11 protein-coding genes are annotated in these 13,848 nt (G+C 34.1%); 4 read left to right on the top strand and 7 right to left on the bottom strand.

Going from position 1 to position 13,848, the window contains the following annotated elements:
- Positions 1–29 precede the first annotated feature (29 nt).
- From MG292_RS10460 to trmD, 5 genes are all read right to left on the bottom strand, one after another.
- Positions 30–851, bottom strand: a complete 822-nt coding sequence (locus MG292_RS10460) for a DUF4249 domain-containing protein (protein WP_264532785.1) — start codon at positions 849–851, stop codon at positions 30–32.
- A 4-nt stretch (positions 852–855) separates the two neighbouring features.
- Complete coding sequence (locus tag MG292_RS10455; RefSeq protein WP_264532786.1) at positions 856–3,234, bottom strand: TonB-dependent receptor; 2,379 nt, start codon at positions 3,232–3,234, stop codon at positions 856–858.
- A gap of 130 nt (positions 3,235–3,364) precedes the next feature.
- Positions 3,365–5,587 (bottom strand): NADP-dependent isocitrate dehydrogenase, encoded by a 2,223-nt coding sequence (locus tag MG292_RS10450; protein ID WP_264532787.1) that lies wholly within the window; start codon positions 5,585–5,587, stop codon positions 3,365–3,367.
- Between the two features lie 267 nt (positions 5,588–5,854).
- Positions 5,855–6,205, bottom strand: coding sequence for a 50S ribosomal protein L19 (gene rplS / locus MG292_RS10445; protein ID WP_264532788.1), 351 nt, complete (start codon positions 6,203–6,205; stop codon positions 5,855–5,857).
- A 126-nt stretch (positions 6,206–6,331) separates the two neighbouring features.
- Complete coding sequence (gene trmD / locus MG292_RS10440) at positions 6,332–7,009, bottom strand: tRNA (guanosine(37)-N1)-methyltransferase TrmD (RefSeq protein ID WP_264532789.1); 678 nt, start codon at positions 7,007–7,009, stop codon at positions 6,332–6,334.
- Between the two features lie 420 nt (positions 7,010–7,429).
- Here trmD and MG292_RS10435 point away from each other — a divergent pair, with 420 nt between their 5' ends.
- Together MG292_RS10435 and MG292_RS10430 are read left to right on the top strand one after the other, a co-directional pair.
- Positions 7,430–8,362 carry a peptidylprolyl isomerase gene (locus tag MG292_RS10435; RefSeq protein WP_264532790.1) on the top strand — a complete coding sequence of 311 codons (933 nt, stop codon included), beginning with the start codon at positions 7,430–7,432 and terminating at the stop codon, positions 8,360–8,362.
- A gap of 154 nt (positions 8,363–8,516) precedes the next feature.
- Positions 8,517–10,058 carry a S10 family peptidase gene (locus MG292_RS10430; RefSeq protein ID WP_264532791.1) on the top strand — a complete coding sequence of 514 codons (1,542 nt, stop codon included), beginning with the start codon at positions 8,517–8,519 and terminating at the stop codon, positions 10,056–10,058.
- A 55-nt stretch (positions 10,059–10,113) separates the two neighbouring features.
- On the opposite strand, the gene MG292_RS10425 is transcribed toward MG292_RS10430, so the two are convergent.
- Entirely contained in the window at positions 10,114–10,497 is a 384-nt protein-coding gene (locus tag MG292_RS10425; protein WP_264532792.1) for a PUR family DNA/RNA-binding protein, read from the bottom strand.
- 69 nt (positions 10,498–10,566) lie between these two features.
- A complete protein-coding gene (locus MG292_RS10420) occupies positions 10,567–12,345 on the bottom strand; it encodes an ABC transporter ATP-binding protein (RefSeq protein ID WP_264532793.1) in 1,779 nt (592 codons plus the stop codon).
- Between the two features lie 223 nt (positions 12,346–12,568).
- On the opposite strand from MG292_RS10420, the gene nusB reads away from it, so the two are divergent.
- Both nusB and yajC read left to right on the top strand, forming a co-directional pair.
- On the top strand, positions 12,569–13,480 hold the full coding sequence (gene nusB, locus MG292_RS10415) for a transcription antitermination factor NusB (RefSeq protein WP_264534586.1): 912 nt from the start codon (positions 12,569–12,571) through the stop codon (positions 13,478–13,480).
- 33 nt (positions 13,481–13,513) lie between these two features.
- On the top strand, positions 13,514–13,786 hold the full coding sequence (gene yajC, locus MG292_RS10410; protein WP_264532794.1) for a preprotein translocase subunit YajC: 273 nt from the start codon (positions 13,514–13,516) through the stop codon (positions 13,784–13,786).
- Positions 13,787–13,848 lie beyond the last annotated feature (62 nt).

Here is a 13,848-nt window from a genome sequence, read left to right as displayed (position 1 = left end):
TATAAAGTTGGATAAAATGGATGTTTCATTTATTGGACAGTATAATTTACGGTATCATATTCACTTAAAGAAAAATACCCTAACGGAAAATTTTCGGGATGAGTACTATTAATAATATTTCCCCTTACAGTAGCTGGAGGAGATTGGAAAGGGCTACCTCCACTATTACCTGCTATTGAAACAATAATATTCATGTAATTATAGTAGGTTTTTGAAATACCATAATGATTAATTTCTACCTTGTCACCAGGTTTTAAATTATCATTTTGTGAAATACTAAAAAATTCATTTCCACTAAAAAAACTATCGTCATCAGCATAAAAGTTTGAAGTTGCTTGATTAGAATAAGTATAGCGATATAGATAATAATTAGGGGTGTTTACAGGGTCATTATAAAATGCTTTTAATTCAATGTTTTTACCACTAAATCCACCTTGGTTATTTTGTTCTACTTTGGTTATTGGAGCAACTGGGAGTAAAGTTTCAGTGGCTATATAAGTACTCCCATCAGCAATTATTGTTAGGGTGTAATTTTCACCAAGTACAGGAACAAAATTCAAGCATTTGTATTCTCCGGTAGCGGGTACCTCTATAAAGTTGAAAATTGTGTTACTGCTATTTTTTATAAAAACGGTAGCGCCTGAGACCTTATTTGGAATGTTGTTGTAAAAGCTAGTAGTTGTACTCAATTTGATTTTTTGAGTAGCTCCACTACTACCTTTTTTCCAAACGATAGCCGCTTCAATAACTAATTTTGGGGGAGCTGTTTCTAAATGTAAAGGAATTACTTCTTCACAACTAAGAAATAAAAAACTCAAAATCCAAACCCAAATGAAGTATATTCTGTTCATGTTATTAAAATTTAAAGTTATAACTCACAGCGGGAACCATTCCAAAGATCGAAGTTTTAACAGCTTCGTTAGCTCGAGTTTCGCTATTTTGTCTAAAATTAATTGCTGCAGCATTTTTTCTATTGTACAGATTGTAGATACTAAAAACCCATTCGTTTTTCCAATTTCGATTGTTGTTTTTTCTTGGGGTTAAAGTTGCAGAGATGTCTAGATGATGGTATGCAGGGAGTCGATTTTTATTGCGTAGTCCATAGCTTGGGATTGTAATTCCGAGATATTGATATTGGCCATTTGGGTAGGTCACAGGTTGTCCTGTTTGTAGGGAAAAATTAGTTCCAAAAGTCCATTTATCATTGTAAAGGAAGCTACTAGTTATGGCTAAATTATGTGTTTTGTCATAAGCTGAATTGTACCATTGTCCGTTATTGATCCCTGATTCAAGAGCTGTTCTTCCTGGAGTTTGTTGTTGTGATTTAGATAAAGTATAAGAAACCCAGCCATTCAAACGACCTTCGTTTTTCTTTAGCATAACTTCTAATCCGAACGATCGCATTCGACCATTCAAAATAACTTGTTCCAAAGCATTATTGGCAATCAAATCAGCTCCATCGATATAGTCAATTCGGTTTTGTACTTTTTTGTAGAAAGTTTCCACCTCTAAGGAATAATTCTCATTTGCAAAATTGTTGAAATAGCCCAAAGCTACTTGATCGGCAATTTGAGGCTTGATAAAACTATCACTTGGTGTCCAAACATCCAAAGGAGTAGGAGAAGAGGTGTTGGAAATCAATTGAAGGTATTGCACCATTCGATTGTAACTGGCTTTTATCGATTGTTTTTCATTGAATTGGTATGCCAAAGAAAAACGAGGTTCCCAATAGTTGTAGCTTTTTAATACCTCATTTTTTTGAAAAGTTTGTGTACCAATAGGCGTTGCTTTTTCATAAATCTGCATATTGGTATTGAAAGTTACCGGATTGTTATTAGCATATACATTCAAATTGGATTGCCCTAAACGGTAAAACAAACTGTATCGTAATCCATAAGAAACCGAAAATTTTGCAGTTAGTTCTTGGTCGGCATTAATATACAAAGCGGGTTCAAATGCGTATTTTTTATCCAGTTGCGAATAATTAATTCCCGATGTAGTACTTGAAGGTTTTATGGTACCTGGATTAAAATCATAATAGATAGCGTTAAGTCCGTAATTCAATTTGAATCGGTCCGAAATATAGTTTTTGAAATCGTATTTGATGTTGTAATTTTTGATTCCAGAATCCCATTGAAATCCTACAAAATCCAAATCTAAACCATAATAGTAATCCGAATAGATTAACGACAAATTGGAGAATAGTTTGTCAGAAAATAAATGATTCCAACGCAAGTTAAGTGTAGAATTTCCGTAAATATTCGTGAAACTATTGGCTAAACTAAACACATCGCGGCCAAAATAACCAGATAAATATAAGTTGTTGTTTGGGTTAAGTTTGTAGCTTATTTTAGTATTCAAATCATAAAAATAAGCGGCGTTATTTTTTTGGTCTTTTGATAATTTCATGAATAGATGCGCATAGGAACTTCGGCCTCCAATTAGGAAAGAACCTCGGTCTTTTACCAAAGGACCTTCTATTAAAAGGCGACTTGAGATTAAACCGATACCTCCGTTAGCATGAAACTCTTTACTACTTCCGTCTTTTTGATAAATATCTAAAACAGAAGATGCTCTTCCGCCAAAACGGGCTGGTATACCGCCTTTGTACAATTTTAAATCTTTGATAGCATCTGGATTAAAAACAGAGAAAAATCCAAATACGTGAGATGAATTAAATATAGTCGCCTCATCTAGCAGAATTAGGTTTTGGTCGGCTCCACCGCCGCGAACATTGAATCCAGAGGCTCCTTCGCCAGCATTGGTTACACCAGGAAGTAACAAAATGGATTTTAAAACATCAACTTCTCCTAAAACTACGGGCATTCGTTTAATAGCTGAAATCGAAAGTTTATTGACGCTCATTTCTGGTTTCCGAATATCCGTTTTTGTTTTAGTATCGGTTATTATAACTTCTTTCAAAGTATTTTCATTAGTCAACAATTTGAAATTAGTTTTCGTATTTTGACTTAATTGTATCAATTCTTCAAGGGTTTGATACCCCATATAGCTGATTCGGATGTTGTAATTTCCTTTAGGGATAGTTATGGAATAAAAACCATATTCGTTAGTCGTTACTCCCGTTTTTAGTTCAGGGATAAACAGATTGACTCCAATCAAGGTTTCGTTGCTTTTGCTGTCGCTAATAGTGCCACTTAGTGTGAATTTTTCTTGGGCAGTTGCAAATAAACAACTTAACAACAGGCACAATAGACTAATTTTTTTTGAAATCATAATTTGATAATTATATTGAAAAGCAATGCAAATTTCAGTAAAAGTTGTGAGAAATTTTTCAAACAAACGTTAAAATAAAAAAGGCAACTTTACATAGTTGCCTTTTTAAATTATTAGTAATGAGATTGTATTAAGCGATTTTTGCTAAGATAGCGTTGAATGTTTCGCTTGGTCTCATTGCTTTACTAGTTAATTCAGGATTTGGTTGGTAATAACCACCAATAGTTTGTGGTTTCCCTTGTGCGCCAATTAATTCTGAATTGATTGTAGCTTCGTTTTCGATGAAAGCAGCTGCAATAGGAGTAAAAGTAGCTTTCAAAGAAGCGTCTTTATCTTGTGCCGCTAAAGCTTCTGCCCAGTACATAGTAAGGTAGAAATGAGAACCACGGTTATCAATTTGTCCTACTTTACGCGCTGGTGATTTATCATTAGCCAAGAATTTTTCAGTAGCTACGTCCAAAGTTTCAGCTAATACTAATGCTTTTGGATTGTTTAAGGTTTGACTTAAGTGCTCCAAAGAAGCCCCTAAAGCCAAAAATTCACCTAAAGAGTCCCAACGTAAGTAGCCTTCTTCTACGAATTGTTCAACGTGTTTTGGAGCTGATCCACCTGCACCTGTTTCAAACAAACCTCCACCATTCATCAAAGGAACGATAGATAACATTTTAGCTGAAGTTCCCACTTCTAAAATTGGAAATAAATCGGTTAAATAATCACGCAATACGTTTCCTGTAACTGAGATCGTGTCTAACCCTTTTACAATTCGCTCCAAAGTAGCTTTAGTAGCAGCTACAGGAGATAAAATTTGGATATCTAAACCAGTTGTATCGTGGTCTTTTAGGTATTTTTGAACTTTTAAGATTAATTCTCTATCGTGTGCTCTGTTTTCGTCTAACCAAAAAATAGCAGGTGTGTTGGACAAACGCGCTCTGTTTACGGCTAGTTTAACCCAGTCTTGAATTGGAGCGTCTTTAGCTTGACACATTCTGAAAATGTCTTTTGCTTCAACAGCTTGCTCCATTAATACGTTTCCGTTTGTATCTACCACACGCACCACTCCGTCTGCTTGGATTTGGAATGTTTTATCATGAGAACCATATTCTTCTGCTTTTTGAGCCATTAACCCTACGTTAGGAACACTTCCCATTGTAGTTGGGTCAAAAGCACCATTTTGTTTACAAAAATTGATAGTTGCAGTATAAACACCCGCATAACAACGGTCTGGAATAATAGCTACAGTATCTTGTTGTTTACCGTCTTTGTTCCACATTTGTCCTGAAGTACGAATCATAGCTGGCATAGAAGCATCTACAATTACATCAGAAGGAACATGAAGGTTGGTAATTCCTTTTTCAGAGTTTACCATAGCCAAAGCTGGACCATTTTCAATAGCTTGATTGATGGCAGCTTCTACTTCGGCTTGTTGTGCATGTCCTACAATTTTTGCATACACATCGCCTAAACCATTTCGAGTATCAATGTTTAATTCAGCAAATAAAGCAGCATATTTTTCAAAAACATCTTTGAAATATACTTCAACGATAGCACCAAAAATAATTGGGTCAGACACTTTCATCATAGTAGCTTTCAAGTGAACAGAAAGTAAAATCCCTTGTTCTTTAGCGTCTTTGATTGTTTTAGCTACAAAAGATTTTAAAGCGTTCAAGTTCATTACTGAACTGTCAATAATTTCTCCTGCTTTTAATGGCGTACTTGCTTTTAAAACAGTAATACTTCCGTCTTTTCCAACAAATTCTATTTTTACATCTGTAGCATCGGCAACAGTTACAGACTTTTCACTTCCGTAAAAATCGCCTGATTCCATTGAGGCTACATGTGTTTTTGATGTTGACGACCAAGCTCCCATGGAATGTGGATTTGCTTTGGCGTAATTTTTCACTGCTTTTGGAGCTCTACGATCTGAGTTTCCTTCACGTAGCACTGGATTTACAGCAGAACCTAATATTTTAGCATATTTTGCTTTTACATTTTTTTCTTCTTCATTTTGAGGCTCTTCAGGGTAATTAGGTAAAGCATATCCGTGGGATTGTAATTCAGCAATGGCTGCTTTCAATTGAGGAACTGAAGCAGAAACGTTTGGTAATTTAATAATATTCGCTTCAGGGGTTGTAGCCAATTGACCTAATTCAGCTAAAGCATCTCCTGTTTTTTGGTTTTCTGCCAAATACTCTGGAAAATTAGCTAAAATTCGTCCTGCTAAGGAAATGTCTCTTGTTTCAATTTCAATATCAGATGTCGCAGTAAAAGCTTGAACGATAGGTAAAAAAGAATAAGTTGCTAACAAAGGGGCTTCGTCTGTAAGCGTGTAAAAAATTTTGGATTTCTGTGCCATTGTTTTATTTTTAAAATCGAATCTATTTATGGTTTTGCTACTAAAACGTTTTAGTTCGTTTTTTGAGCGGGGCAAATATATGAAAATCAGATGTAAAAACGATTCGTAGGGTTCGATAAAAACGAATAATTTCAGGGATTACACACCTTATTTGTAAATTGTGATTTTTATGGGGGTAAAATTCCTAATTTGAGAATTTTTAGTTCTATAATTAGCAAAAAAAAAGTCCCAACATTGTTGAGACTTTTATAATAAATCGATAAAATACTATCTTCTTTTATCTTTGATTTTTGCTTTTTTACCAGTAAGTTCTCTGAAGTAGAAAATTCTAGCTCTACGTACAGCGCCTTTCTTATTGATTTCAATTTTTTGTAAAGCTGGTAAGTTTACTGGAAAGATACGCTCTACTCCAATAGCTCCAGACATTTTACGAATGGTGAAAGTTTCTGTAGTTCCAGAACCTCTTCTTTGAATAACCACTCCTTTAAAGAACTGAGTTCTTGTTTTTTCACCCTCTTTAATTTCGTAGTAAACTGTGATAGTGTCTCCAGCTCCGAAATCTGGGAAATCTTTTCTTGTTACAAATTCGTCTTTTACGAATTTCATTAAATCTGCCATGATAATATTAATTATGGTTTAAAATAGAGCAACATTCACGGTTCTCGCCAGAGGTTGGTCTAATGCGGGTGCGAAATTAAATATAAATTATGAATTATCAATTATAAATGTATAAAAAAATAAGAATTATTCTTCTAATAAGTCGGGACGGCGATTTTTGGTGTGTTCGTACGCCCTTTCTTCTCGCCATTTGTCAATTTTGGCAAAATTACCGCTGGTTAATACTTCGGGGACTTTCCATCCTTTGTAATCTGCTGGACGAGTGTATATAGGGCCTGATAATAAACCATCTTGAAAACTGTCAGTTAGGGCCGAGGTCTCATCACTCAAAACACCAGGAATTAATCGGATTAAAGCATCAGATAGTACTAAAGCGCCTAATTCGCCACCGCTCAAGACATAATCGCCTATAGAAATTTCTTTGGTGATAAAATGGTCACGCACACGTTGATCAACACCTTTGTAATGCCCACATAAAATGATTATATTTTCGTACATCGACATGGTATTCGCCATTTTTTGATTTAGTGTTTCGCCATCTGGCGACATATAGATAATTTCATCATATTCTCGTTGACTTTTCAAATGCGTTATACAAGCATCAATGGGTTGTATCGTCATGACCATTCCAGCGCCACCGCCAAAAGGGTAATCATCAACACTTTTTTGTTTGTTAGTCGTATAATCCCGTAAATTATGAATGTGAACTTCTACCAGGCCTTTATCGATGGCACGTTTCATAATTGAAGCTTCAAAAGGACTTCTTAATAATTCAGGAAGAACGGTAATAATGTCTATGCGCATTTTAATGAAAACAAAGTTGGAAAGTGGCAAAGGTACAAAGTTTAGTGTGTTTTTTAATTACATCAAACGGCTTGTTTCTTTTATTTTTTTACCACATACCTGCATGCCGCAGACAAGGAAGCATAGGTTTGATAGTTTTATAAAGATGGGGATAGACATTTTACTATTCACATAGTTATGTAAAAAAATACGAATTGTAGTTTGCGTATTTATTATTGATTATGTCATTTTAAAAACGAATTTGCGTGAGGGATGGTAGCGACATCCTTTTTAGGTAGTCGAGGCTCTCGAGACTACCAAAAAAGATAAAGCGTACAGCCCGACCGGAGCTCTTGCGGAGGTCACGCCCATAAAATAAATTCAGTTTTGCCTTTTCTATATTATTATTGTAATTTTGCGCTTCAATAAAAATCAACAAAAATGGAAAACGGAATATACGCTAAATTCAACACCACTAAAGGGTCGGTTTTAGTAAAATTAACACACGATTTAACGCCAGGAACGGTGGGAAACTTTGTGGCTTTGGCTGAAGGTAACTTGGAAAACAAAGTGAAACCACAAGGGACAAAATATTATGACGGATTAACATTTCACCGTGTAATTCCTGATTTTATGATTCAAGGAGGTTGTCCTCAGGGGACTGGAACAGGAGATCCTGGATATAAATTTGATGATGAATTTCACCCGAGTTTGAAACACGATCGTCCGGGAGTTTTAGCTATGGCTAATGCAGGTCCTGGCACTAATGGTTCTCAATTTTACATCACTCATGTTCCAACATCTTGGTTAGACGGTAAGCATACTGTTTTTGGTCATGTAGTAGAAGGACAGGAAGTAGTAGATGCTGTGACACAAGGGGATGTTTTGGAGACTTTGGAAATAATTAGAGTGGGTGCAGAGGCTGAGCAATGGAATGCAGTAGAAGCTTTTAGAACTTTTGAAGGTGCTCGTGCAAAACGTATTGAGGCAGAACGTGCTGCTGTTGAGGCTGAAATGGAAAAATTAGCGGCTGGTTTTGAGAAAACTGAAACCGGATTGCGTTACCAATTTATTCAAAGAGGTTCTGGTAAAAAAGCAGAAAATGGAAAAACAGTTTCTGTTCACTATTCTGGACAATTAGCAGACGGAAAAGTATTTGATAGTTCGTATGCGCGTAAAAAACCAATAGAATTCCCATTAGGTAGAGGTAATGTTATTGAAGGTTGGGATGAAGGAATTGCCTTGTTGCAAGTGGGTGATAAAGCACGTTTTGTAATACCATCTCATTTAGGATATGGTTCTCGTGGAGCTGGAGGTGTAATTCCACCGAATGCTACTTTAATATTCGATGTCGAGTTGATGGATGTAAAATAATTCATCGTTAATATTTAGTATTAAAATCTCAAAGCTTTGCTTTGGGATTTTTTTATACCTGTATTTAACTTGTTTGAATAGAATGATTTATTCCCGTTTTATTTTACATTTGTTTATCTAATCGAAATATATTTAACTGTTTAATACTATTACTATGAAAAAAATGTTGTTGTCTTTTGTGATTACAAGTTCTTTCTTTTGGAGTAATGCACAAAATCAACCTAAAAAAGCGGAAGTTCCTACTACTACTTTACCTGAAAAAGTTGAGAATTTAGTTTCTAATATTAAATTCAATCCAGATGAAAAAGTAGTTACACAGCACATTTCTATTATCAAAGGTAAAAATGTACCGTATCAAGCTACAACGGGAACAATACCCGTTTGGGATGAAGATGGTAAAACGATTGCGGGTTTATTTTATACTTACTATGAGCGTTCAGATGTAAAAGATCGTGCGAGTCGTCCTTTGGTGATTTCTTTTAATGGCGGGCCCGGTTCGGCCTCTGTTTGGATGCAAATTGCCTATACAGGACCTACTTTGCTAAATATTGATGATGAAGGGTATCCAATTCAGCCTTATGGGGTAAAAGAAAATCCGTATTCTATTTTAGATGTAGCTGATATTGTATTTGTAAATCCAGTAAACACAGCCTATTCTAGAATAACGAATAAAGAAACTCCAAAATCTACTTTTTTTGGTGTGAATGCAGATGTCAAGTATCTTGCAGAATGGATTAAAACGTTTGTTAGTCGAAATAATCGTTGGGCTTCGCCAAAATATCTTATAGGTGAAAGTTATGGAACCACAAGAGTTTCTGGATTAGCGTTAGAATTACAAAATAGTCAATGGATGTACTTGAACGGAGTTGTTCTGGTTTCACCAACTACTTTAGGTATAGAAAGAGGAGTAGTCTCAAAAGCAGCTTTACGGTTACCGTATTATGCCGCTACAGCTTGGTATCATAAAAGGCTTGCTTCAAAATTGCAATCTAAAGATTTAACTGAAATGTTGCCTGAAGTAGAAAATTTCACGATTAATGAACTGATACCTGCATTGAGTAAAGGAGGATTTTTAGAAGAATCTAAGCGAAAAGAAATTGCTTCTAAAATGGCTTATTATTCAGGGCTTGATGAAAAAGTAATTTTACAAAATAATTTGGATGTTCCATTGGATTATTTTTGGAAAGAATTATTAAGAGATAAAGGATTTACAGTAGGTAGATTAGACTCACGTTACAAAGGGATTGATCGAAAAGATGCAGGAGATAATCCAGATTATAACTCAGAATTAACTTCTTGGCTACATTCTTTTACTCCTGCTATCAATATTTATATGCGTAATAATTTGGGCTATAAAACGGATTTAAAATATAATATGTTTGGACCAGTACATCCATGGGATAATTCAGGAGATCAAACAGCTGAGAATTTGCGCCAAGCAATGGCTCAAAATCCATATTTACATGTTTTAGTACAATCAGGATATTATGATGGAGCATGTGATTATTTTAATGCAAAATATAATCTTTGGCAAATGGACCCTAGTGGGAAGTTAAAAGACAGAATGTCTTGGAAAGGATATCGTAGTGGTCATATGATGTATCTTAGAAAAGAAGATTTAATTAAAGGAACTGATGATCTAAGAGAATTTATTCAAAAATCGTTACCCAAGCCAGGTGTTTCAGCTAAATATTAGATAAATAAAAGCCCAAAATCAAAAAATTTTGGGCTTTTATTTCATGTTAATCTGATTAAATATCGTCAAAGTCGATGTCTGTGAAATTAGTTACTTTAGGAGTAATTGCATCATCAGTATCTTCTGCAGAAATAGGTTCTTTTTTGAAATCTTTTTGATGTCTTTCTGAAATTACTTCTTCTCCTTTGTTATTTAAAACATACGAAGTCATCTCGCCAAGAATTTCAGTAAAAGCTGCAAAATCTTCTTTGTACAAATAAATTTTATGCTTTTTGAAGTGGAAAGAACCATCCTCTTCTGTGAACTTTTTACTTTCGGTGATTGTGATGTAATAATCATCCGCTTTAGTAGCTCTTACATCAAAGAAATAAGTTCTTCTGCCAGCTCTTAAAACTTTTGAAAATATTTCTTCTTTTTCTAATAGGTCATTTTCTCTCATAATCCGTTCTTCATTTTAGGGTTTATATGGTATTCAAAAATGAAAAAATAATTTGATAAATCAAAAAAATTATAGCAATTCTTTTTCTGAAAGTTGTTTCAAATACAATTCGGCATAATATCCTTCTTGATTTATTAGTTGATTATGAGAACCTTGTTGGATAATTTTACCTTCGTCAATAACAATAATTTGATCAGCATTTTTAGCAGAAGAAACTCTGTGGCTAACTATAATTGTTGTTTTGTTCTTACAAATTTCGTTTAAGTTATTCAAAATAGCTTCTTCGGTTTCGGTGTCAACAGCAGACAAGCAATCGTCAAAAAGTAGAATAGGAGGATTTTTAATAATAGCTCTTGCAATCGATACGCGTTGTTTTTGACCACCAGAAAGTGTTATTCCTCTTTCGCCTAAAATAGTGTCGTATTGGTTGTTGAAACCTATTATGTTAGCATGGACTACCGCACTTTTTGCAGCCGATTCAATTTCTGAATCAGAGGCATCTTCTTTACCAAATTTGATGTTGTTTTTGATACTGTCCGAAAATAGGAATGCATCCTGAGGAACAATCCCGATACTGTTTCTTAAATCGTATAAATTAAGTGCTTGTATTGGACTTCCATCAATAGTAATTTCTCCCTCGGTTACATCATGAAGTCTTGAAATTAATGAAAGAATAGTCGATTTCCCAGCGCCTGTTTTGCCTAAAATAGCTAACGTTTGTCCTTTTTTTACAGAAAACGAAATGTTTTGAATGGCTTTAATATTAGTATCCTCGTAGGTGTAACTTACGTTGTTGAAAGTAATACTTCCTTCGATAGTCGAATGATTTGGGTTAGCGTTTTTGATTTCAGGTTCAATTTTCAGGAACTCGTTCAAACGTTTTTGCGAAGCTTCGGCTTCTTGTACCATAGACGAGACCCATCCTAAAGAGGCTACCGGCCAAGTTAACATATTGACATACAGGATAAATTCGGCAATGGTACCAATACTTTTGATAGTACCTTCCATGTACATCAGTCCTCCAAAATAGATTACCACTAAGTTGCTAATTCCAATCAAAGCCATCATTAATGGACCAAATAGGGATTGTACTCGAGCTAAATCCAAACTTTTGTTTTTACTTTCGTTAGCCAAATCAATCATATTGTTTTGGTGTTGATTTTCTAAAGAATAGGCTTTAATTACTCGAATTCCGGAGAAAATTTCTTGAGTAAAACTAGACACTTTCGATAAATATTGCTGAAAAGTAGTACTCCTTTTATTGATTTCCGAACTGAGTTTGAAAATGGTATATGATAAAATTGGCAAAGGTAAAAGGGTGTATAATGTCAATCGAGGGGATACATTATACATGTACGCAATTACAATGGCAAAGCGAATAAAAGTATTGATGGTGTACATAACAGCAGGTCCAACATACATTCTCACTTTGGAAACATCCTCACTAATTCGGTTCATTAAATCTCCTGTTCTGTTTTGTTTGTAGAACTGTTGCGAGAGATTTTCGTATTGTCTGAAGACTTCGTTTTTAAGATCAAATTCAATATGACGTGACATTACAATTAATGTTTGACGCATTAAAAAAGTCAAAAAACCCGCAATAATAGTGGTGCCAATAATTAATAGAATATTTGTAACTAACTCACTTTTAAAATGAGATAATAGTGTTGCTGAAGCTTTTTTGGAATCTGAAAGTGTATCAAATTCTTCAATAGCTGCAAGAGATTTACTAATAAGTTTAGGAGTGTATAACGAAAAGAATTGTGCAATAATAGTAATTGCAATACCTAGTAAAAAACTAAATTTATATTTGATGAAATACTTATTTAAATAACCTAATTCTTTCATTGTATCGCTGCTCTTTTTGCTCAGCAAATATACAGGAATAAAAAGAATAATCGGATGTTAAAATATGAGTTATCTATTAAATAGGTGATTTACAACGGACTTTTTTTAGGTTTAAAAAAAGAATTTAAATTTTATTTTAAGGGATGAAATGCCTACTTTTGCAGTCTAATTTATTAAAAGTTCTTACAAAGTGGTAAATAGAAGACACATTCGCGTTAAGGTTATGCAATCCATTTATGCGATGCACCAAAACGGTTCGGATAATATAGAAGGTCAAGAAAAATTTCTATTTTACAGCATCGATGCTATTCAAGATTTATACCTGATTATGCTTTCTTCTTTAATTGAAATGGCAAAAAAAGAAAAGGTCTTTTTACACTTATCTAGTCAAAAACATTTGGCTACTCCAGAAGAACGAAATCCCAACAACAAATTCATTAATAATACTATTTTTCAATTATTGGAAGACAATAATTCGTTGAGTATTGCTTTGGAAAACAGAAAAATTACCAATTGGAATATTCATGATGATTATATTAATTTACTTTTAACTTCGTTGAAAGAAAGTAAATTGTATGCGAAATACATGAGTAATACGGTCAATACTTTTGAAGAAGACAAACAATTTGTGATTGATGTTTTCTCTGAAATTATTGTTCCAAACGAAAAGTTATACGAGTATTTAGAGGATGATAAGTTAACTTGGATTGACGATATTCCGGTTGTAAATACGCATATTGTTAAACAATTGAAAGCGATACAATCAGCAGATGACGATAGTTTTAGAGTGCCAAAATTGTTTAAAGACGCTGAAGACAAAGATTTTGCTAAAGACTTGTTTAGGAAAACGGTTTTGAACGAAAAAGAATTAGCTAAAGAATTTGATTCTAAAACACCTAATTGGGATATGGATCGTATTGCTGAAATTGATACAATTATTCTTAAAATGGCGATTTGCGAATTGTTGAAATTTCCATCAATTCCGGTAAAAGTAACCTTGAACGAATATTTAGAACTGGCTAAAGAATATTCTACTCCAAAGAGTAGTATTTTTATCAACGGAATTTTAGATAATTTAGTAAAAGAATTTCAAACGAATAAAAAAATGATCAAAGCTGGAAGAGGCTTGATGTAATACGTGTAACAAAAAATAAAATAAAATAAAATTATGGGACAATTAAGTCAATTTGCGCCGTTCTTATTAATGTTTGTAGTAATCTATTTTTTCATGATTCGACCACAACAAAAAAGAGCAAAAGCGGAGAAAGAATTTGAAAGTAGCTTGAAAATAGGGGATAAAATCATTACTAAAAGTGGTCTTCACGGTAAAATTGCGGAATTAGCAGAAACTACTGTGGTAGTAGAAACGATGTCAGGGAAATTGAAAATGGAGCGATCAGCTATTTCAATGGAAATGAGTGCTGCTTTGAATAAAAAATAGTTTTAGAATTTATACTAAAAAAGAGAGTGTCTTAAATATAGGCACTCTCTTTTTTTGTTGAA

Origin of the sequence: Flavobacterium keumense, from assembly GCF_029866485.1 — a bacterium.
GTDB lineage: Bacteria > Bacteroidota > Bacteroidia > Flavobacteriales > Flavobacteriaceae > Flavobacterium > Flavobacterium keumense.
Note: the sequence above shows the minus strand (reverse complement) of the source record. Positions and strands in the feature narration are given on the sequence as shown.